General features: G+C 39.2%; 23 protein-coding genes. 15 read left to right on the forward strand and 8 right to left on the reverse strand.

From position 1 onward, the window contains the following. Positions 1 to 74 precede the first annotated feature (74 nt). Both VCA1004_RS13140 and VCA1004_RS13145 read left to right on the forward strand, forming a co-directional pair. Complete coding sequence (locus tag VCA1004_RS13140) at positions 75 to 371, forward strand: hypothetical protein (protein WP_086980895.1); 297 nt, start codon at positions 75 to 77, stop codon at positions 369 to 371. Positions 372 to 408: 37 nt separating this feature from the next. Beyond that, complete coding sequence (locus tag VCA1004_RS13145) at positions 409 to 1,008, forward strand: glutathione S-transferase family protein (protein WP_086980896.1); 600 nt, start codon at positions 409 to 411, stop codon at positions 1,006 to 1,008. 167 nt (positions 1,009 to 1,175) lie between these two features. Here the strand turns inward: VCA1004_RS13145 and VCA1004_RS13150 are convergent, their stop codons facing one another. Continuing rightward, positions 1,176 to 1,631 (reverse strand): DUF3069 domain-containing protein, encoded by a 456-nt coding sequence (locus VCA1004_RS13150; RefSeq protein WP_086980897.1) that lies wholly within the window; start codon positions 1,629 to 1,631, stop codon positions 1,176 to 1,178. 61 nt (positions 1,632 to 1,692) lie between these two features. Further along, positions 1,693 to 3,144 carry a protein adenylyltransferase SelO gene (locus VCA1004_RS13155; protein WP_086980898.1) on the reverse strand — a complete coding sequence of 484 codons (1,452 nt, stop codon included), beginning with the start codon at positions 3,142 to 3,144 and terminating at the stop codon, positions 1,693 to 1,695. A 134-nt stretch (positions 3,145 to 3,278) separates the two neighbouring features. On the opposite strand from VCA1004_RS13155, the gene VCA1004_RS13160 reads away from it, so the two are divergent. From VCA1004_RS13160 to VCA1004_RS13195, 8 genes are all read left to right on the forward strand, one after another. Then, positions 3,279 to 4,262, forward strand: coding sequence for a Solitary outer membrane autotransporter beta-barrel domain (locus VCA1004_RS13160; protein ID WP_086980899.1), 984 nt, complete (start codon positions 3,279 to 3,281; stop codon positions 4,260 to 4,262). A gap of 145 nt (positions 4,263 to 4,407) precedes the next feature. After that, entirely contained in the window at positions 4,408 to 4,689 is a 282-nt protein-coding gene (locus tag VCA1004_RS13165; protein WP_086980900.1) for an HlyU family transcriptional regulator, read from the forward strand. Between the two features lie 342 nt (positions 4,690 to 5,031). Then, positions 5,032 to 6,585: a Re/Si-specific NAD(P)(+) transhydrogenase subunit alpha gene (gene pntA, locus VCA1004_RS13170; protein ID WP_086980901.1), complete on the forward strand. Its 1,554-nt coding sequence runs from the start codon at positions 5,032 to 5,034 to the stop codon at positions 6,583 to 6,585. Between the two features lie 9 nt (positions 6,586 to 6,594). Further along, the gene (gene pntB / locus VCA1004_RS13175; RefSeq protein WP_086980902.1) at positions 6,595 to 7,977 is read left to right on the forward strand and encodes a Re/Si-specific NAD(P)(+) transhydrogenase subunit beta; all 1,383 of its coding nucleotides are present in this window, start codon (positions 6,595 to 6,597) and stop codon (positions 7,975 to 7,977) included. Between the two features lie 233 nt (positions 7,978 to 8,210). Continuing rightward, positions 8,211 to 9,656 (forward strand): sensor histidine kinase VxrA, encoded by a 1,446-nt coding sequence (gene vxrA, locus VCA1004_RS13180; RefSeq protein ID WP_086980903.1) that lies wholly within the window; start codon positions 8,211 to 8,213, stop codon positions 9,654 to 9,656. Next, positions 9,631 to 10,287 carry a response regulator transcription factor gene (locus VCA1004_RS13185; protein ID WP_086980904.1) on the forward strand — a complete coding sequence of 219 codons (657 nt, stop codon included), beginning with the start codon at positions 9,631 to 9,633 and terminating at the stop codon, positions 10,285 to 10,287. The genes vxrA and VCA1004_RS13185 overlap by 26 nt, the downstream gene beginning before the upstream one ends. Positions 10,288 to 10,307: 20 nt before the next feature. Next, complete coding sequence (locus VCA1004_RS13190) at positions 10,308 to 11,174, forward strand: DUF2861 family protein (RefSeq protein WP_086980905.1); 867 nt, start codon at positions 10,308 to 10,310, stop codon at positions 11,172 to 11,174. Positions 11,175 to 11,186: 12 nt separating this feature from the next. After that, a complete protein-coding gene (locus VCA1004_RS13195) occupies positions 11,187 to 11,336 on the forward strand; it encodes a YoaH family protein (protein WP_086980906.1) in 150 nt (49 codons plus the stop codon). Positions 11,337 to 11,416: 80 nt separating this feature from the next. Here VCA1004_RS13195 and VCA1004_RS15220 read toward each other — a convergent pair whose 3' ends face one another. Both VCA1004_RS15220 and hdfR read right to left on the reverse strand, forming a co-directional pair. Further along, the gene (locus VCA1004_RS15220) at positions 11,417 to 11,593 is read right to left on the reverse strand and encodes a hypothetical protein (RefSeq protein WP_164520884.1); all 177 of its coding nucleotides are present in this window, start codon (positions 11,591 to 11,593) and stop codon (positions 11,417 to 11,419) included. A 102-nt stretch (positions 11,594 to 11,695) separates the two neighbouring features. Further along, positions 11,696 to 12,559, reverse strand: coding sequence for an HTH-type transcriptional regulator HdfR (gene hdfR / locus VCA1004_RS13200; RefSeq protein ID WP_086980907.1), 864 nt, complete (start codon positions 12,557 to 12,559; stop codon positions 11,696 to 11,698). A 172-nt stretch (positions 12,560 to 12,731) separates the two neighbouring features. Between hdfR and maoP the strand changes: the two genes are divergently transcribed. Then, complete coding sequence (maoP, locus tag VCA1004_RS13205) at positions 12,732 to 13,076, forward strand: DUF413 domain-containing protein (protein WP_086980908.1); 345 nt, start codon at positions 12,732 to 12,734, stop codon at positions 13,074 to 13,076. Positions 13,077 to 13,441: 365 nt separating this feature from the next. Here the strand turns inward: maoP and VCA1004_RS13210 are convergent, their stop codons facing one another. Together VCA1004_RS13210 and VCA1004_RS13215 are read right to left on the reverse strand one after the other, a co-directional pair. Continuing rightward, complete coding sequence (locus tag VCA1004_RS13210; protein ID WP_086980909.1) at positions 13,442 to 14,203, reverse strand: DsbA family protein; 762 nt, start codon at positions 14,201 to 14,203, stop codon at positions 13,442 to 13,444. 1,105 nt (positions 14,204 to 15,308) lie between these two features. Then, positions 15,309 to 15,815, reverse strand: coding sequence for a helix-turn-helix domain-containing protein (locus VCA1004_RS13215; protein ID WP_232012655.1), 507 nt, complete (start codon positions 15,813 to 15,815; stop codon positions 15,309 to 15,311). Between the two features lie 121 nt (positions 15,816 to 15,936). Between VCA1004_RS13215 and VCA1004_RS13220 the strand changes: the two genes are divergently transcribed. Both VCA1004_RS13220 and VCA1004_RS13225 read left to right on the forward strand, forming a co-directional pair. Next, positions 15,937 to 17,253 (forward strand): phage/plasmid replication protein, II/X family, encoded by a 1,317-nt coding sequence (locus VCA1004_RS13220; RefSeq protein ID WP_086980911.1) that lies wholly within the window; start codon positions 15,937 to 15,939, stop codon positions 17,251 to 17,253. A 9-nt stretch (positions 17,254 to 17,262) separates the two neighbouring features. Next, the gene (locus VCA1004_RS13225) at positions 17,263 to 17,535 is read left to right on the forward strand and encodes a single-stranded DNA-binding protein (protein WP_086980912.1); all 273 of its coding nucleotides are present in this window, start codon (positions 17,263 to 17,265) and stop codon (positions 17,533 to 17,535) included. Between the two features lie 504 nt (positions 17,536 to 18,039). Here VCA1004_RS13225 and VCA1004_RS13230 read toward each other — a convergent pair. Then, positions 18,040 to 18,546: a helix-turn-helix domain-containing protein gene (locus tag VCA1004_RS13230; RefSeq protein WP_232012655.1), complete on the reverse strand. Its 507-nt coding sequence runs from the start codon at positions 18,544 to 18,546 to the stop codon at positions 18,040 to 18,042. 121 nt (positions 18,547 to 18,667) lie between these two features. Here VCA1004_RS13230 and VCA1004_RS13235 point away from each other — a divergent pair, with 121 nt between their 5' ends. Together VCA1004_RS13235 and VCA1004_RS13240 are read left to right on the forward strand one after the other, a co-directional pair. Continuing rightward, a complete protein-coding gene (locus VCA1004_RS13235) occupies positions 18,668 to 19,984 on the forward strand; it encodes a phage/plasmid replication protein, II/X family (protein ID WP_086980911.1) in 1,317 nt (438 codons plus the stop codon). A gap of 9 nt (positions 19,985 to 19,993) precedes the next feature. Next, entirely contained in the window at positions 19,994 to 20,266 is a 273-nt protein-coding gene (locus VCA1004_RS13240; RefSeq protein ID WP_086980912.1) for a single-stranded DNA-binding protein, read from the forward strand. Positions 20,267 to 20,737: 471 nt separating this feature from the next. On the opposite strand, the gene VCA1004_RS13245 is transcribed toward VCA1004_RS13240, so the two are convergent. Next, on the reverse strand, positions 20,738 to 21,337 hold the full coding sequence (locus VCA1004_RS13245; protein WP_086980913.1) for an invasion associated locus B family protein: 600 nt from the start codon (positions 21,335 to 21,337) through the stop codon (positions 20,738 to 20,740). Between the last annotated feature and the right edge of the window lie 380 nt (positions 21,338 to 21,717).

A 21,717-nucleotide genomic window follows, 5' to 3' on the forward strand; every position in this document is an offset into this window, starting at 1 on the left:
GCATAATACCGTGCTGGCGTTTTTTCTTTTTACCGGTACAGTAAAATGTAGCCTGTTCATTAAGAGTATCGATCATGGGTTTAGAAGCTTTAGCCTTTATAGTTGATGGGCTAGTGACTGCTTGTTGTATGTATATCGCATCACGGTTATCATTTTTAACGATAGATTTTACCTCGTTACTGGTGGTCACTTTGCTGGTGGCGTTGATTTCTTTAATACCAACAGTCGGCTGGGTTCTTGGCTTGATAGCGTGGTTCTATTTACTTAAGACGGTTGCTCATGCCGATTTTAAAGATTGTTTGTGGATAATGGTCACAACAAAATTAGTGTCTGTTGGGGTATTAGCATTATTGACAGCACGGATACTTTAACTTAGCCAGTACCGCGTTTATTTAAAGGAGTAAGACATTGAAAGTATATGGAGATACGCTCTCGGGAAATTGTTATAAAGTGAAGTTAATACTGGCATTGCTTGGTATTGAACATCAATGGCAACACGTGGATATTTTAAACGGAGAGACTCAAACGCCAGAGTTTTTGGCGATAAATCCAAATGGGAAAGTGCCGACAGTGCTCCTGGATGATGGCCGTATTTTATCCGAATCGAATGCTATTTTAGGGTATGTTGCTGATGGGACGAACTTGATCCCCGACGATCGCTTCCTGAAAGCAAGCGTGTATCAATGGCTTTTCTTTGAGCAATACAGCCATGAACCTTTTATTGCTGTAAGACGTTTTATTCAACAATACCAAGGGATGCCACCACAGCGAGTGGAAGAATATCATTCATTACAAGCAGGTGGCATTAAGGCTTTATCGATTATGGAAAATGCCCTCAAAACAAATGATTATTTGGTCGGCGAAAAACTCACCATTGCCGATATTGCGTTATATGGCTACACCCATGTGGCCGATGAAGGGGGTTTTAATTTAGCTGATTACCCAGCAATTCAAGCATGGTGTAAACGAATCAGTGAGCAAACTGGCTATGTGCCGATGCGTTCATGACTATGTGTTCGCACTGATGCGCTCGCACTGATACGTTCTTAATGATGTGACCATCTAATGAGTGTTATTGATATATCGCTTCTTGAATAATCGTTTCATTGAATAAAAAATACCGCGTAGGTCTCAGGAGCCTTACGCGGTATTGTTATAAGGTGATTGCTTGAGTCTTACTTCTCAGCAAAAATTTCCATAAAATCACGTTTTAAGATAGGGTCACGACGCGCCTTCTTCAGCTGTTTGATCATATCTTTAATGCAGTTTTGCAACACTTTATCAAGCAGGCTTGCACGGTATTCTTGTTGTGCTTCTTCATCCATATCTGCAGGCATTTTTAACGTTTCAAACTCTTGCATAAAATCAATCGCGGCAAAAGTTTGGCCGACTGAAATTAAGGCGTGGAATTGTTCGAAATTATCTAAAATATTCTGTGCACTGGCGGGTAAATCATCCCATACATCACGAACCGCTTCTTCAGAGACGTCGTGAATTGAGGTCACCATTGGTATGGCTTGTTCTGGAACTTGTTCAAATTCAATTAAATGACGAAGTTCTGGTGAGTAAGTGCTTAAATCAACGGCTTCCATTGATTCTTCGGTAACGCTTGTTTCTATTTGTTCTGACATAAGGAAACCTCAATTAATTCTGCACAACGGTGCAACACAGCCTGCATTATGGATAAGCTTGTTACGAAGAGCAACTGATCTCAAGCTCATGTGCCCAAGAAGGCGGCAAATTGGCGTAATGATCAAACTCTGGCTGTTCATCAAACGGTTTTTTTAACACTTGGAATAAGCGAGCGACTTCAGAATAATCGCCAGCTTCTGCTTTATCGATGGCAATTTGAGCAAGGTGGTTGCGCAAAATGTACTTCGGATTATGTTGACGCATCGCCTGACAACGTTGTTGATCGGTTTGGGTTTCCTGTTGTAAGCGGTGTTGATAGCGTGTTAGCCAACCTTGAGCGGCATCTCTGTCTAGGATCAAGTCAATCACAGGTTGAGTACCTTGATTATCCAGTTGAGAGAGTTGGCGGAAAAAGCGTGTGTAATCCACTTGGTTATCCGATAAAAGACGGAATAAATCAGAAAATAAAGCCTGATCCTCCTCTTGCTGGCTGAGCAGTCCGGTTTTCTGGCGCATCAACAGGCTAAATTCTTGGTTTAATGTAGGTTCATAGAGCGCCAATGCTTGATCTAAGTCGGCACGTTCTATGAAGGGTGAAAGAGCATGCGCTAAGGCGGTGAGATTCCATAAGCCAATATTGGGTTGATTGGCGAAAGCGTATCGACCTTGGTAATCCGAGTGATTACAAATGAAGTTGGGCTGGTAATTATCAAGAAAACCAAAAGGACCGAAATCAAAGGTTTCGCCTAAGATAGACATGTTATCGGTATTGAGCACGCCATGTGCAAAACCAAAAGCATTCCATTTAGCGATTAATTGTGCGGTTGTTAATACCACCTGCTGCAACATCGCGAGGTAAGGTTTTTCTTGAGTGTGGCAATCGGGAAAATGATGCTGCACCGTATAATCGAGTAACTGTTTTAATAAGTCATGTTGACCCGTGTAAAAGCAATGTTCAAAGTGACCAAAGCGAATGTGACTGTGTGCCAGGCGTATACAAATCGCCCCTGTTTCGGTTTTTTCTCGATACACCGGAGTGTCGCTGTTGATTAAGCCCAAAGCACGAGTGGTTGGAATACCTAAATGAAATAATGCCTCAGAACAGAGATACTCGCGAATACTGGATCGCAACACCGCGCGTCCATCCCCTTGACGGGAAAAGGGCGTCAATCCTGCACCTTTGATATGAATATCGTAACGCTCACCTTGTATTGCATGAATTTCTGCCAATAACAGTCCGCGGCCATCTCCTAGATCAGGGTTGTAATAACCAAACTGGTGCCCAGCGTATTTCATGGCAATAGGGCGAAAAGGATTTGGACATTCATGACCTGAAAAAGCTTGCAACATCGCTTGGTTTGGTTGGTCTGGCAGGTTGAGTTCAAGCGCCAATTGATCATTCCAATGCACCCATTGCGGATGTTCTAAAGGAGTTGGCTGCACACTTTGATGAAGTAAAGGAGATAAAGTGTGAAAATGATGGCTAAATTTTGCTTTAAACCAAGGTGACATAATGGAAGCCTCTTTATTTTATGTCTATAAATTAGCATACTTACCGTTATTGAAATACCAAGTGAAACTAAGGGTATTTACTTACCGATTATATAAAGGCTTGGTTTGATTATTTTGTTCATTAAGGGTTACTGATGGCATATCCAATAACGACAAATGTTGCCGTTAGTGTGCTTGTTTTTTTGGCTTCTTTTTCTTCTTATGCTGCGAAAAAGGGAACTTCACGCGCTCAAGAGAGTATATCGACTTCAATTGTATTGACGGACAGTGATGCAATCAGTTTTGGGATTCAAGACTTTAATCCGAGCTCTTTTCATTTTCTGGAAGAAGGGGATCTTGGCGATGAAACCTCATTAGATTTGCGAAATCGAGTATCCGTTTTGACTCTGCCTTATTCTTGGTTGCTCGATAGCCCAAGTCCGTATTTTCAACATGAGTTTTCTGTGCGGGGTGGATACGTTCACTTTTCGAATGATGTGAGTTTGGAAGACCGCCCAGATTTACCTGCTGATAATGATGAAAATGAAGTCTTTGATGCGTTTTTTCAATATCGTTTGATTTTTAATATTACCGATACCTGGAACATCAAATATGGGCTAGGTAATCATTTGATGTATTTTAAAAATAGTCATTCTTACAACAGTACGGAAAGCCAGCAGCTGCAGTCTCAATTGGATGGGTATATTTATAATGTCTCGAGCCGTGCTTACATTGCTGAGCCAAATTTAGAACTTAATTATGAGTTGTATCGTAAATGGGGATATTGGAAATACACCAGTTCGATTAATTATTTTTACGGCAAGATTTGGGAGCAGAGTCGTGAGTACGAATTTGGTAATCCTAAAGGTTGGTATATGGTCAATGGGTTGAAAGCGAACTATAACCTGGTCAACTGGGGGGGCTATATTCCCTCTGCTTATGCGAGTTTTAAACGAATTGACCTGAGTGGCGATCCGGTCCAATCGCTTGGGACGGATAATTATTATGAGTTTTCTGTCGGATTGCTCCTGACGCCACCGATTTTCCGTGATTATATTGATAATATAGGCATCGGTATCAATATGAACTATGGCAGCGCCCTAAAAGGGGGAAGTTTGATGCTGTTTTTTAATGAATAAGCGGCATATTTTCATGGTCAAAATAGTGGCCGTTGTGAGCAGAATTGAACCTATTGCTCATTGATAAGTTAAATCATTGAGTTGGATAATGAGTTTAATCAGTTGGTTTGATAACCAGTCAGTTGAATAAAAGGTGAGGTAGAGCGTGGGTTTTTTGTCTAAGTTGTTTGGTTTTGGTGGTAGTAAACCCACCGCAAAACAAGAAATTGAACCAATCGAATATAATGGTTTTCTAATTTATCCAGACCCTATTGCGGAAGGGGGGCAATACCGCATCGCTGGTAAGATCACGAAAGAAGTTGATGGTGAGTTACAAGAGCACCGTTTTATTCGTTCGGATGTTTTATCTTCGAAAGCCGATGCCTGTGAATTAATGGTTAAAAAGTCGCAAATGTTCATTGATCAATCATCGGGTAAAATTTTTTAACCTAGCCCATACTCGCTAAAAATAAGCATTTAGGCGGTTTTTTAAACGAATTTTTTCCATTTATTGATGACATGTATGAAGTTTGAGCACAAATGCGTTTAAGTCATATCAGGTATGACCTGTTTTCACTCTCAATGTGTTGTTTTTTTACTGCATAAGGGTGAGAATCACCTTACTTAGAGTTATATGTCATATAAAAATGTTTTTTTATTACGTGCAACTTATGGTTACTATCTTGTTTTCTTTTTTCATTTTGTTAACGGTGAAAACTGAATAACTTACAGTGAATGAGAAATCAGAAGTAAACGACAAATTTATTGTGCCAATGTTCAAGGAATAGCTATGCAGATTGGTGTACCTAAAGAAATACTTGCGGGTGAAACGCGAGTTGCTGCCACGCCGAAAACGGTTGAGCAGCTTTTGAAACTGGGCTTTACCGTCGCAGTGGAATCAGGAGCAGGTGCTCTTGCGAGTTTTGATGATGCCGCTTTTGAAGCTGCCGGAGCTTCGGTAGTGAATACCGAAGAAGTTTGGAAGTCGGAGCTTATTTTAAAAGTCAACGCACCACGTGTTAATGATGATACTGGTGTGGATGAGTTTGACCTGATCCAAGAAGGGGCAAGTTTAGTGAGCTTTATTTGGCCTGCTCAAAATGAAGACTTATTAAATAAACTTGCGACCAAAAACATCAATGTGATGGCGATGGATTCAGTGCCGCGTATTTCTCGCGCTCAGTCTCTAGATGCCTTGAGCTCAATGGCTAACATTGCGGGTTATCGCGCGGTTGTTGAAGCAGCTCATGAATTTGGACGTTTCTTTACCGGTCAAATTACCGCAGCAGGTAAAGTGCCACCGGCGAAAGTCTTAGTGGCGGGCGCTGGGGTTGCTGGTTTGGCTGCTATTGGTGCCGCAGGTAGCCTAGGTGCTATCGTTCGAGCTTTTGACGTTCGTCCTGAAGTTAAAGAACAAGTGCAATCAATGGGTGCTGAATTCTTAGAAGTTGATTTCCAAGAAGACACCAGCGCTGGTGATGGCTATGCAAAAGAAATGTCAGATGAATTTAACAAGAAAGCTGAGGAGCTTTATGCTGCTCAAGCAAAAGACGTTGATATCATCATTACGACAGCTCTGATCCCAGGTCGTCCAGCTCCTAAGCTTATCACTAAAGAAATGGTTGATAGCATGAAAGCGGGCAGTGTGATCGTTGACCTTGCCGCGGCTAATGGTGGTAACTGTGCTTACACTGAAGCGGATAAAGTGATTACTACGCCAAATGGTGTCACCGTGATTGGCTATACGGATATGGTTGGCCGTCTACCGACTCAGTCTTCTCAGCTATACGGTACGAACCTTGTTAACCTTTTAAAACTGTTATGCAAAGAAAAAGATGGCAACATCAATATCGATTTTGAAGATGTTGTGCTGCGTGGTGTGACCGTGGTTAAAGAAGGTGAAATCACTTGGCCTGCGCCACCGATTAAAGTTTCTGCACAACCGCAAGCTTCGCCAAAAGTACAACCTAAAGCCGAACCTAAAGTTGAAGAGCCTGCCTCGCCAACGAAAAAAGTAATTGGCATGGTAGTCGCGGCAGGTGCATTTGCTTGGGTAGCGAGTGTGGCTCCAGCTGCATTCTTATCTCACTTTACGGTATTTGTACTAGCATGTGTTGTTGGTTATTACGTGGTTTGGAATGTCTCACATTCTCTTCATACACCACTGATGTCAGTAACTAATGCCATTTCGGGGATTATTGTGGTCGGGGCATTGCTCCAAATTGGACAAGGTAATGGTGTCGTGTCATTCCTGTCTTTCATCGCTGTATTAATTGCAAGCATTAACATTTTTGGTGGCTTTACTGTGACCAAACGTATGCTTGAAATGTTCCGTAAGAAATAGGAGTAACACATGTCTGCAGGATTAGTACAAGCGGCATACATTGTTGCTGCTGTTCTTTTTATCATGAGCCTTGCCGGTCTATCGAAGCAAGATTCAGCTCGTGCGGGTAACTATTATGGTATCGCTGGTATGGCGATCGCTTTGATCGCAACGATCTTTGGCCCTGAAACCGGTGGCCTTGTGTGGATCATTTTAGCGATGGCGATTGGTGGGGCGATTGGTATTTTCTACGCTAAGAAAGTAGAAATGACGGAAATGCCTGAATTAGTGGCTATTTTACATAGCTTTGTGGGTATGGCCGCCGTGTTAGTTGGTTATAACAGCTACTTGGATATGGGGTCATTTACTCTAAACCATGCTGAGCACGTTATTCATCTTGTTGAAGTTTTCCTTGGGATCTTCATCGGTGCCGTTACCTTCAGTGGTTCCATTGTAGCATTCTGTAAGTTGCGCGGTTTAGTGTCTTCATCAGCGATGAATATTCCACACAAACATAAGTGGAACTTATTGGCGATCGTTGCTTCTGTTTTGTTGATGATTTATTTCGTTAACAATGACGGCAGCATGTTAGCCTTGATTGTGATGACGGCGATTGCCTTAGTATTCGGTTACCACTTAGTGTCTTCTATCGGTGGTGCGGATATGCCAGTGGTGGTTTCTATGCTGAACTCTTACTCTGGTTGGGCGGCAGCGGCGGCTGGTTTCATGCTGGCAAACGATCTGCTTATCGTCACGGGTGCTCTAGTCGGTTCTTCTGGTGCGATTCTGTCTTACATCATGTGTAAAGCAATGAACCGTTCTTTTATCAGCGTAATTGCTGGTGGTTTCGGCGCTGCGCCAACATCAACATCAAGTGATGAAGAGCAAGGCGAACACCGTGAAACTACGGCAGAAGACGTTGCTGAAATGCTGAAAGATTCTAAGAAAGTGATCATTACTCCAGGATACGGCATGGCGGTTGCTCAAGCTCAATATCCTGTGTATGAAATCACTGAAAAGTTACGTGCTCAAGGTGTTGAAGTCCGTTTTGGTATTCACCCAGTTGCGGGTCGTCTGCCTGGCCACATGAACGTATTGTTAGCAGAAGCAAAAGTACCTTATGACATCGTATTAGAAATGGATGAAATCAATGATGACTTCTCTGAAACTGATACAGTATTAGTCATTGGTGCTAATGACACCGTTAACCCAGCGGCGCAAGAAGATCCAAACAGTCCAATTGCGGGTATGCCTGTGTTGGAAGTATGGAATGCTAAGAATGTGATTGTCTTTAAACGTTCAATGAATACCGGTTATGCCGGTGTGCAAAACCCATTGTTCTTTAAAGAAAATACGCAAATGCTATTTGGTGATGCGAAAGCCAGTGTTGATGCGATTGCAAAAGCACTGTAATTAATTCAATCATCAAATCAATAAAAACCAGTTGCTGAGAAGTAACTGGTTTTTTTCTGTTAGTATAAAAAAGCTTGAAATATCAGCGAGGTCAATGTTAATTAAAAAATAATTAACAGTTTGATTACTTAATCGATGATAATGACCGAAAAATGACATGGGAAGTGGCTTGTCATTATATTAACTGTAGTATGATATGCGGCAATCATGATGAATACTAAGGTAGTTAACCTTTGAAATCGAGTAGATTTTTAATTTTATTAACGTGCTTTATAGGTAAGGTAGCGGTGGCTGCAACCTTGCCCGAGCGTATTAATGAGTTTAAAAATCTCTTTGATGATTCTAAAGCTGTAGGTATTTATGACTTGCGAGTGATACAAACGGATTTTCCAACCAGTTTGTTGTCTCCAGATTCATTACTTCCGCAAACAAGCAAATATCCACTTCAGGATATGCAACGTTTATACACATTAGCCACCACGTGTAAAGGAAAGTACCCGTTAAGTCCTACCGTCACAGAGCCATTAGTTTTTTCACGAGCGATATGTAATAAAACTTATTTGCCAATCAAGTGGTTTGTTCGTTCAGGGTTAATTCACCCTGGCGGTGGCACTTATGCGGCGAGGTATGCAGAAATTCATCCTGAGCGTTATAAGCAATTATTGCCTTATATGCATATTCAAGAAAGACCGCTTGCCGATCAAAATGTATTACTCGGACATCTACAAAGAATGCCTTATGATGCTATTTCAGCATTGATTTCAGGCTCAGAGACGATTGTCACGGATAATGAATTTTGGTTGCGTAAAGGGTTTTTATATTATGTGTTTGATAAAGATACGTTTGATGACTTACTCAATAAAGTTGAGTTAATCGCCACTTCTAGTACTGCGACTCAGCATTGTTATGTCAAAAGTGGCAACGTGTGTTGGGATGTAAAAAGTAATTCAGATGCTTTGTTTTACAGCATATTAGTGCTTGGCATTGCCAATATTATCTTAATTTGTGGTTGGGGTTATTCGCGTTGGGTGAATAAGCGAAAAGAGTTACGCAGTCGTATGCTGGTGTTACAAATACTTACCCATGAATTAAGGACACCGATCGCGAGTTTGTCATTGACGGTAGAAGGATTTCGCAGAGAATTCGAACATTTGCCAGATACGGTTTATGATGAGTTTCGGCGTTTATGTGAAGACACTCGACGTTTGAGGCAACTTGCCGAAGCCAGTAAAGACTACTTGCAATCAGATACTAAAATACTGGCAACAGAATGGATCCCCTCTGTCGAAGAGTGGTTAGAATATCGCTATACCCAAGAAGAATTTAATATCGATATTGAACTTAATGAAGACCTAGCGGTAAAAGTAAATATTTATTGGCTTGGGACCTGTGTCGATAACTTGGTCAGGAATGCCTGTAAATATGGCATTGCGCCAGTCAAATTAAAAGCTACAACGTATTCAAATAAGTTGGTTCTTGAAATCATAGACCAAGGTCAACTGACTAAAAAGGATTGGGCTAAATTACGCAAACCATTCGTAAGCAAAAGCGGCCTCGGACTTGGCTTAACCATTGTTGAATCTATGGTTGCACGAATGGGAGGTACCATGAACTTAAGTGGCCCACCAACAACATTTAAATTGGAGATTCCCTGTGAAACAGACATTGCTACTCGTTGAAGATGATCGCAACCTTGCTGATGGCTTATTAGTCAGCTTAGAGCAAGCAGGTTATGAGTGTTTGCATGTTGAGCGTGCCGCGGATGTTGCCGCCGAATGGGGTAAAGCTGATCTGGTTATTTTAGATCGCCAACTACCAGACGGTGACTCTGTGACTTTCTTAAATGAATGGAAGAATATTAAATCTGTGCCTGTGATTTTGCTGACGGCATTAGTCTCAGTAAAAGATAAAGTGTCAGGTTTAGATGCAGGTGCAAATGATTATTTAACCAAACCTTTCGCAGAAGCCGAACTGTTTGCTCGTATTCGTGCGCAACTACGTTCTCCTGATACGGAAGAAAATGAGAATTTAATTACCATTGGTGACATTGTTATTGATAAAACTACTCGTGAAGTTAAACACGGTGAAGATATGGTCGTAATGACAAGGACAGAGTTTGATTTATTGGTATTTTTAGCCAGTAATCTAGGCCGTGTATTCACGCGTGATGAATTATTAGATCATGTTTGGGGCTACAATCATTTTCCGACTACACGAACGGTAGATACGCACATTCTACAATTAAGACAAAAAATTCCGACAATTAAAATAGAAACACTTCGTGGTGTCGGCTATAAAATGAAAGCCTAGTTTAGTGTAGGACGACTGGTTTGAAGTTTAATTTTCTTTTTGTTACCGCGTCACTATTAGCTGCCCAAACGTGGGCGGCCAATACTAACTGGTTCTATGAACAAACAGCATTAAGCAATGCACATAAATTTTTGCTCGAAGGTGAGTTAAACCAAAGCTTTGACTCAATGGTTCAAGTTTGGCAAAAAGCACCGCAAAATCATATTAAAGATCACTTAGACCAACTCTTGCTAAAGTCGTTAGATAAAGACTGTGGCCGCTCTTTCGATCAATCACCATTTCCAACTTGGTTGGATAAACTGGCCATACAACGGCAAGTGATTCAAAGTCCTGGGCGAGTGAATTATCGCTTGGAGATCGATGCTCAATCAAAAGTAGAGTTGTCGGAATTTGAGTTTATAAGGTGGCCAGATAATATATTGATGTCAAACACTAACATTGTTTCGAGTGAGCAAGAAACATATTGGCAATACAGCCAACGATCCGATCTCAATGCTCAACTCGAAAGCGGCTTGTACAAAATAAAGTTAACAACAGAAGCAGGGCAAGAATGGGAAAGCTGGGTATTGCTTGCTCATCCTAACCATAAACAAACGGTACGTTGGAACTCAAAAGATTCGTGGGTGGTAGATAAAACAGCTTTACTCAATAAGTTTTGTCCTTTACCCGTAATGAACGTTGCCTTATATGGTAATTTAGATGGTGGCTATAAAGAAGCGTGGACTCAAAGTTATGAATCCGATTATCCGACCACAGTACCGAATACGACTTTGCCAGCGAATCGATATTTATTAGGGGTATCCATTACCCATAAGCGATGGCAGGGTGAAATCGCGATAGAAGATAAGCAAGTTATCAACAAGGCTTATGATATTACTGAAGAATGAATAGGAAAAAAGATGTTTGATGATTTACCAACACTGACACATGCGGAACAACAAGCAGCGGTAGAAGAAATTCAAAAGCTTATGCAACAAGGTATCAGTACAGCAGAAGCAATTAAAATCGTCGCTGAAAAAATCCGTAATGAAAAATCAAAGGCTGAATGATCATTAATCTATAATCATAAGGCACTATAACTAAATTATTTTAACAAAAATAAAGAGGGCGTTTTGTGCCCTCTAACATATCAATATAAACGGTCTTCGAAGTCCTCTGAACGTGGATTATGTCTTTCTCTATGAGACTTGCGTTTCGATTTACTTTTTTCTATTAGCTCGCCATCATAATCATCAAAACCTCGTTTATTTTTCTTACCTGATAAACGAGAACCATCATTCTTTAACCACTTATCCCAGTTACTCATGTTTCCTATCCAAACGTCTAAATTGTTATGAGACATAACAGAGATTATGTAATAACTATGTGACAGTAAAACGAAGTTTTTTTTAGGTTAAGATGAAAGTTATTAATCGTCCGATGCGGTCCTTAATTCAAAAGGGATTTCAGATAATTGGCTGATAATATTTGATTTTTCATTATCTTCATTCCAGCATAAATACAAAGATTGTTCCATTGCCGGTGCATCTTCGACCAAAAATAATTTATTGGAATCAATATGTTTAGACACCACAGGTTCTGGCAAATACGCCATCCCTTGATTCGCACTTAAAAAATTGACTACAACACTGCTTGAAGAGGCGTGCAATAAAGGGGTTTTTTGTAATTCAGTGATCCTGGCATGTTCGATAGAGAAACGCGTACTCCAATCAAGATAAGTTAAAGGTATAGAGGGTAACTCTGAAAATTTAATATCTGGTTGAGTTGCGATGAGTTTAAATTCAAAGCTGGCAACTTGTTTGAGTCGAAAGCCTTCAACTTTAGGGGGATCACCTAATAAAGCCAAGTCGATACTTTTTTCAAGTAAAGCACGTACGATATCCTGACGGCTTACCGATTCAATTCTAAACGCAACTTCTGGAAGAGTGTTATGGCTTGCATTAATCCAATCGGAGATGCCACTGAGCTCCCATATACCTGCTGATGCTCCGATCGATATTTGCTCCATATAGTTTTCACTAAGAGACACATCTTGGCGAGCACGCCCCCAGGTTTGTAAGATTGATTCGGCATAAGGAAGTAACCTTTCACCGGCTGGGGTCAAATGAACATTGCCACGTTGACGAGAAAATAGAGGGCTGCCTAATTGCGACTCAAGCTGACGAATTCGAAAGCTTACTGCCGATTGTGTAAGATAAAGACTTTCTGCGGCTCGTCCAAAATGACGAGTCTTACCAACCTCTAAAAATGTCCTTAATAGTTCTGTATCCAAAGCTCACCTCAAAGGATTTGAAATTGTTTATATTCTTTGACTAATATGAAAGTAATCATACTCTAAATGATAAAAAGTTTTTATTAAAATAAACAAAATCTTTTGTTGTACAGACAGACAATAAACACCTATTTTCGCACAAATACAAGTAACACAGTAAAAGAGTTGAAACATGAGAAATCTAGGAAAGTTTTTTGATAATAAACACTTTGCTCGAGGCTTTAGCCGCTCTGGTGAGTTTACTATTAACGAAGCACAAGTCCTTGAAAATTACGGTAAGACCATGCAAGGTCTATTTGAAGGGCACTTATCTCCTGAAACGGAAGAAGAGCATAATTTTATTGCTGCTTTTCAAGAAGGAGGAGAGGGCGTTGTGAGTAAATACGCACAGTGTTGGAAAAAGTATCTTTCAAAAACACAACGTAAAAGAACTTACACCTTATGCAGCACAGTAAAAACAGGGGCTTCATCTTATGATGATGATTCCGATAGTGACGATTTACTGATTGAAGATTAATAACCAATAACGAAATATTCTGAAAGCTCATCTATAAGATGGGCTTTTTTTGTACGTGTCACTTTATGAATAGCTATACAGTGTGACAAACTGGATAATTGTAACTATCATTTAAATTAATAAATATCAGTAAGTTAGAATCATGATTTTTTGTGGTCACCGACAATTTATTCTATTGATTGGAGTTATCCACATACTATAAACAATTCGTCATTTTGTTACCTTGCCTTTCGAGGTGTTTTAGGTGCTATGTAAGTTTATTACAATACCTAAATTTCCATGACACCTTTCGTTTTTAAGGTTACGCTGTAACTATTTTATGATTTAAAAAAAGCGACCTTAGTTTGGTCGCTATAAAATTTAAGTTATTTACTTAATGTACGGATTGCATTAGTAAGCGCTGCAACATCAGCACCATTAATAACATATGTATTTGATGTGGTAGCACCATCAGTTGGCATAACAATAAGGGCGGGCGTTCCTTTAAAACCAAGCTGAGAGAATAATTGTAAATTACGTTGGTAGTTTTCTGTTGGTTTAAATTGACTTAAATCCACGCCAGCTTGTTTGGCTTGCGCTTCAACGACTTCTTTGGTCAGTTTTCCTTCATTTAACCCCGTTGAATAAATACCATTATGGTAGTGCTCATAACCTGAAGAACCTTTTTGAGCAAAGGCTTCTAAACCAACTTGAGCGGCATATTTAGATGGCTCCCAACGGCTACCAAAAATAGGGGTTTCTTTAAATATAAACCGCACATTCGGGTATTGCTTTTGTAGTGATTCGATCGTTGAAGAAATTCTATAGCAGTAAATGCATTGATAATCGAAGAATTCTATGACATTGACTTTCGCAGTTTTAGGCCCGATGAAAGGTGTCTCTTTGTCATTCAATAAAATATTCTTGTTGGCTAGAACAGCAGCTTTCTGGGCATTAGCTTGTTCTTCTAATTGTTTTTGCTGAAGTTTTTGACTTGCTTTAATCAAAAACTCAGGATGGTCCACTAAATATTGTGCTGCAATTTCACCAATTTTTGCTTCTTGCTCTGGTGTGAAGGTGACGTTGTCACTTGCTAGGACTTGACCTGAAATTGAGGACACAGCCAGCGTAAGAATAAGTTTTTTCATAGGTATCCTAAAATTGTGGATTGGTATGTGTTGTGAATAGAATAAGAAATTCAATTCACAAAAAAGTTCCGTATTTTTCCTAGTAATTAAGATGTTAACTCAACGTGCACCGTCACATATTAAGGAAGTCATTGCAAGGCAAGCCGCACAATTGATACAGCCATTATGTTAGTAACGACATATATTGATTCTACATAACAAACCTAAGAGGATCCTACTTTTGTTTGCATCATTATTGAGTTAAGAGGGTTTTATATGCCATGTATTTTCATCATATTTCTGCTATTTGTATCTTTTGTTATTCAGGCTGATGATGCGGGCCGATACCAAGCAGCTCAGTTTTATAAAAAGAAAGTACAACGAGCTTTGGATAAAAGTGATCAAAGGTTCAAGGGCGAATGCAGACTCACATTAACGATGCATCATGTTGATCAGCGTTATGCGACATTAAAACGAATTAGGACGATAGGCACTCATCAAGTTTGCAAGGCGGCAACATCAGAAATTAATCGCTATAAATCGAAGAAGATAAAATATGATATACCTGAAAAAATATTGATAATCATCGTATCTACAGACAATTAACGGTGTTGTTGCTCATAAATTTTAGTACGCATTATATGGTACGTCATTATGTTGAGGGTTTGTCGTCAGTACCATTGCGCAGCACTGGCGACCTTGAAGCCGTAAAACGTGGGAGAGCGACTTTCTCATTGTCGCAACTTGTTGCGTACATGATAGGAGGGAGAATCGTTTTTCAATGAAAGCCCGTAACATAATGTCGGATAATGCGAATTATCAGCCCATCCGAATTCTAAAGCTACTGCATAGTAATTACATTTTCATAGTTCGCGGAGGACATCCGCCACGAACCGCGACAAAGCGGGTCTATTGATCTTTATCCCTCATAAAAGCGCTACGTATAAACTTCACATCCTCTAGAATGCTTTTTGAATTGTTGAGCCTGTGTTGGGGGTGCGGAGTGCCCCCGATACAGGGGCAACAATTTATAGGCGAGGGATGGAAAAGGAGGCAAACGATAGCGCCTTTTTTGTCCTGAGTACACTATCTTTAATAGTGTACTCTTGTTTCATTTTGAAACGTCCTACTTGTTAATGATGGAGTTCCATAAGGATAAGCATTGTTCTTTTTCTGCTTCATCATCAAACTTTAGTGTGCCTTTTTCATACATAGCGATAAGGTTTTTTGCTTGCTCTTTTTGTGCCTCTTCCTTTGTAAATACAGGCAGATTAGCTGCTTCCAAAAGAGATTGGGCAAAATGTCGTGGATTATCTAATTCATCATAAATGGTAAGAATTAGATCGATTTCAGGCATATAGTGTATGCAGGAGCTCACTGTCTTTATAAATTCATGGTGGTCGATATCTTCTGCGAGAATACGCTGTCCTTGGCAGATTTCTTTCTCATTCATTTTTAATTCTTTAGCTAAATCGGCTACTTGGCTCGCTTTAGGTTCTGTTATGCCTCTTTCCCATTTGCTCACTGTTTGAACTGTTACTCCCATTCTTTCTGCAAGATCTTCTTGTTTTATAGATAGTTCAATTCGACGTTCTTTTAAGACTTCACCAATACTCATGTTTACATTTTCCATATCAAAACCTTACTTTAGTTTAAGTTTACACCCATATTTATGTTGATAATTATTAACCCATACTTTAATGTATGTGTAAATAAACAAATATGTATAAAAAATGTTTTGACAGGGTTTTGCGTTGATAGATTTGCTCAAGATATCTATTCCTTTTAATGAGGAGTTTACGTTTCATTCTCATCAGAATTCTTCTGGTGAGTGTGTTTCGTATGTTGATATTAAAGAGTGTTCAAAACGTGGCATTGAGTTAGAGGCTCGTTCAATTTATTGCACTGGTGAAAAGGGAAGTGAGCAATATGAGGTTTCTGATCTAAGACATAAATTTGAAAGTATTCCCACTCATTTTACTGGGCTTGCGATCAAGATTTATCAAGGCACGAAAAATCGTTACCCGTGCATCGAACTTAAGTGTTCTCCAGCCAAAATTATTCAAGGACATAACGTATATGGGTCAACATCTATTGAGCTAGGTTCGATGGAAATGATTATGGCTCTATACAACATCTATCCAGACTTTTTTGAAATGTTAGATCTTCCTAACACCACCTTGGATCTTATTGACTGTACATTTTCAGCCCGTGTTGAAAATCAATTACAGGCAAAACAAGTTATTCAACAGTTAAAAAATGTCTCAAATGGTCAGATGCGTACAGCTGTTGAACAAAGGCATGAAACTACATGTTATTTCAATAAAGGTTCAAGGCATGTCGATAGAAAGGTTTATTTAAAAGAGTTTGAATTTAACAATCAATTCAAGAGATTAGTTGAAAATCAGAAGAAAGGTGATCATAAGCAAGATCGAGTTATAGACGTTATGTCAGACCCAAAATTAAGAAATTTTGCTCGTAATTTAGTTAGATTTGAAGCTTCAGCGCACAGACGATATTTGAATGATATGGGTATCCCTAAAAATTTATTTGATGCGATACGATACCAAAAAGACTATGAAAAAAAGGGCGCCTGCTTAATCACAGACATTTGGAAAAGAGCATTTACACCACTATTAAACGCATTGAAGGGGCAAGAGATGAGAGTCTTTAGTGATGATGAAATCCATGAAAAGTTAAAAGCTGTCCATTTTACAATGACACCAAAAGGTAATGTCAGCTATTCAAAAGCAGATCGTATTTTCAGGTTTTATCGCTCATTAGTTGCTGATGGATACGCCGCTGTGTATGAGTCATTTTCATCGAGGGCGACATTCGCACGTCACCTTAATGACTTAATGGTTATTGGGTTTTCTAAGGCTCAACTACAGAATTTGCATGGGTATGGGAATGACAATGTCATTCCTTTATTGCAGGTAATCAATATTGATTTTAATCACCAAAGACCACTTGATTATGTCGAACCGTCATCTGGGTATATATCAAACCTATATGGGTTTACTCGTGATGATGTTAATCAAATTCACACAAAACCAAGATTAATAGCATAAGGATAAAATATGTTAAAAGTAGAAATATTCCCAGAAAACGAGCGAGTTGAAATTCGTCAGACAGCACCAAAAGACGACAAGCCAGGGCGAACCATTTACGAACAAATCGCTTACGCTCATTTAGGTGGGAAGTTTCCAGTAGAAATGAAAGTTCAACTTGAGAAAGGACAAGAACCATACGCAGCAGGTTTATATACACCGCATAGTTCAAGCTTTGTCGTTAACAATTATGGAGGATTAGAACTAAAGCGTTTTGGCATGGTTTTAGATACTTACCAGTAATACAGATAGTTCGCATTATATGGTACGTCATTATGTTGAGGGTTTGTCGTCAGTACCATTGCGCAGCACTGGCGACCTTGAAGCCGTAAAACGTGGGAGAGCGACTTTCTCATTGTCGCAACTTGTTGCGTACATGATAGGAGGGAGAATCGTTTTTCAATGAAAGCCCGTAACATAATGTCGGATAATGCGAATTATCAGCCCATCCGAATTCTAAAGCTACTGCATAGTAATTACATTTTCATAGTTCGCGGAGGACATCCGCCACGAACCGCGACAAAGCGGGTCTATTGATCTTTATCCCTCATAAAAGCGCTACGTATAAACTTCACATCCTCTAGAATGCTTTTTGAATTGTTGAGCCTGTGTTGGGGGTGCGGAGTGCCCCCGATACAGGGGCAACAATTTATAGGCGAGGGATGGAAAAGGAGGCAAACGATAGCGCCTTTTTTGTCCTGAGTACACTATCTTTAATAGTGTACTCTTGTTTCATTTTGAAACGTCCTACTTGTTAATGATGGAGTTCCATAAGGATAAGCATTGTTCTTTTTCTGCTTCATCATCAAACTTTAGTGTGCCTTTTTCATACATAGCGATAAGGTTTTTTGCTTGCTCTTTTTGTGCCTCTTCCTTTGTAAATACAGGCAGATTAGCTGCTTCCAAAAGAGATTGGGCAAAATGTCGTGGATTATCTAATTCATCATAAATGGTAAGAATTAGATCGATTTCAGGCATATAGTGTATGCAGGAGCTCACTGTCTTTATAAATTCATGGTGGTCGATATCTTCTGCGAGAATACGCTGTCCTTGGCAGATTTCTTTCTCATTCATTTTTAATTCTTTAGCTAAATCGGCTACTTGGCTCGCTTTAGGTTCTGTTATGCCTCTTTCCCATTTGCTCACTGTTTGAACTGTTACTCCCATTCTTTCTGCAAGATCTTCTTGTTTTATAGATAGTTCAATTCGACGTTCTTTTAAGACTTCACCAATACTCATGTTTACATTTTCCATATCAAAACCTTACTTTAGTTTAAGTTTACACCCATATTTATGTTGATAATTATTAACCCATACTTTAATGTATGTGTAAATAAACAAATATGTATAAAAAATGTTTTGACAGGGTTTTGCGTTGATAGATTTGCTCAAGATATCTATTCCTTTTAATGAGGAGTTTACGTTTCATTCTCATCAGAATTCTTCTGGTGAGTGTGTTTCGTATGTTGATATTAAAGAGTGTTCAAAACGTGGCATTGAGTTAGAGGCTCGTTCAATTTATTGCACTGGTGAAAAGGGAAGTGAGCAATATGAGGTTTCTGATCTAAGACATAAATTTGAAAGTATTCCCACTCATTTTACTGGGCTTGCGATCAAGATTTATCAAGGCACGAAAAATCGTTACCCGTGCATCGAACTTAAGTGTTCTCCAGCCAAAATTATTCAAGGACATAACGTATATGGGTCAACATCTATTGAGCTAGGTTCGATGGAAATGATTATGGCTCTATACAACATCTATCCAGACTTTTTTGAAATGTTAGATCTTCCTAACACCACCTTGGATCTTATTGACTGTACATTTTCAGCCCGTGTTGAAAATCAATTACAGGCAAAACAAGTTATTCAACAGTTAAAAAATGTCTCAAATGGTCAGATGCGTACAGCTGTTGAACAAAGGCATGAAACTACATGTTATTTCAATAAAGGTTCAAGGCATGTCGATAGAAAGGTTTATTTAAAAGAGTTTGAATTTAACAATCAATTCAAGAGATTAGTTGAAAATCAGAAGAAAGGTGATCATAAGCAAGATCGAGTTATAGACGTTATGTCAGACCCAAAATTAAGAAATTTTGCTCGTAATTTAGTTAGATTTGAAGCTTCAGCGCACAGACGATATTTGAATGATATGGGTATCCCTAAAAATTTATTTGATGCGATACGATACCAAAAAGACTATGAAAAAAAGGGCGCCTGCTTAATCACAGACATTTGGAAAAGAGCATTTACACCACTATTAAACGCATTGAAGGGGCAAGAGATGAGAGTCTTTAGTGATGATGAAATCCATGAAAAGTTAAAAGCTGTCCATTTTACAATGACACCAAAAGGTAATGTCAGCTATTCAAAAGCAGATCGTATTTTCAGGTTTTATCGCTCATTAGTTGCTGATGGATACGCCGCTGTGTATGAGTCATTTTCATCGAGGGCGACATTCGCACGTCACCTTAATGACTTAATGGTTATTGGGTTTTCTAAGGCTCAACTACAGAATTTGCATGGGTATGGGAATGACAATGTCATTCCTTTATTGCAGGTAATCAATATTGATTTTAATCACCAAAGACCACTTGATTATGTCGAACCGTCATCTGGGTATATATCAAACCTATATGGGTTTACTCGTGATGATGTTAATCAAATTCACACAAAACCAAGATTAATAGCATAAGGATAAAATATGTTAAAAGTAGAAATATTCCCAGAAAACGAGCGAGTTGAAATTCGTCAGACAGCACCAAAAGACGACAAGCCAGGGCGAACCATTTACGAACAAATCGCTTACGCTCATTTAGGTGGGAAGTTTCCAGTAGAAATGAAAGTTCAACTTGAGAAAGGACAAGAACCATACGCAGCAGGTTTATATACACCGCATAGTTCAAGCTTTGTCGTTAACAATTATGGAGGATTAGAACTAAAGCGTTTTGGCATGGTTTTAGATACTTACCAGTAATACAGATAGTTCGCATTATATATATTATGTTAAATATCAATGTTTTATTCCTAGGTTCATGAAAACCAACAATCAATGAGTTAAGCCCTGCCTTCTACTCTTTACAAAAAAACTGTTTTGCGTTTACGCTGAGTTCATGAACTCATGTTCTAGGTTTAGTGCTTGGGTCATAAGTGTATTTAACAGTATTCTGATTTACCATAAATATTATCAATAGCTTAATGTGCGTCACGGCTTCTTAGTGACACATGTTACTCAGCAAAGTACCTTTCCTAAAAACGCTGGTAAATGATCACTGAAATAACGACTCATTTACCATGCCGTCATGCCCAGCTAGAGCCTTTGCCAGCGTTGAACGACTTATCCCAAGATGCTTGTAGACATATCTATTAGTATCGGCACAGCTCGCCCAATCTGGCATGCCGTCAACGTTGATGTTCGAACTAGCTTTTGTCTACTGAAACCAGTATGTTATTTAAGAGCTTGGATTTCTAATTGTCGCTTTTTTTCTAAGTCACGGATTAATTTATCATACTTGAAATTAATCTCTTTTTTCTTCGCTATCATCTCAGGTGATTCGCCAACAGTTACACCACAGTTTTTCTCCATCTTATTTAGTGCTGCTGTCGAACCACTTAGACTGAATGTTGCCATAACTTCTGTTTCTCTACCGTGTATAATATTAAGATGTAGCTTGTTACCCGCTTTAATCTCATCTAGTAATGACGGTGGAACATTACCTGCTGTGCCGCCACGGTAAGAATTGTTGTAAGTATAACCATTCAATTCATACACCTTACCTTTGTCCACTCGCATCTGTAACAATACTCTTGAACTAGGTGTTGCAATTGCATCATCTCCATTAAAAGCAATTACAATATCGTCTGGTTTGCCGCCTGTTACTCTGCATTCAAAACCAATGTACTGATAATCACGACCAATCTTTGTATGTGTTATTTGAGAATAGACTTTTGTGTCAGTCATTTGATCAGTCCAATCGTTACTGCGGAATGCAGCCTGACTCGTAGATGTTGCTCCAAGTAATGCAAATGCGATGATTATCTTTTTCATTTTCCTAAGCCCAAATATTAACAATAAACAGAAATTTAAACTGTAATTGGTGTATAAACAAACACTATTTTTCAGTATCTTGCGGTCTTCCGCGTTTAGGGAGTTGGATTACTTCGCTTGCTGAATTTACCTGCCTACGTTCATTGTGTAGAGCCATCGTAAGGTTCCCAATCTGCGCAGCCCAAAGTTCCTGTTTTGAAATTAAGCTCTTGTTTTCTTCATTGTATTTTTTCTTGAGCCTCCTTTCACTCCTTAGATATTCATTCTTCTTATCGAGAGCAGCCTGAGTAATGTGACCAACCAGACAGATACTTAAGAACGTGCTTGAAGTGAACCATGAAAACGGAGATTGAGGTTCGTGAACTATCGGTTGATTTTTT

It is taken from the genome of Vibrio aphrogenes, assembly GCF_002157735.2.
Classification (GTDB): domain Bacteria; phylum Pseudomonadota; class Gammaproteobacteria; order Enterobacterales; family Vibrionaceae; genus Vibrio; species Vibrio aphrogenes.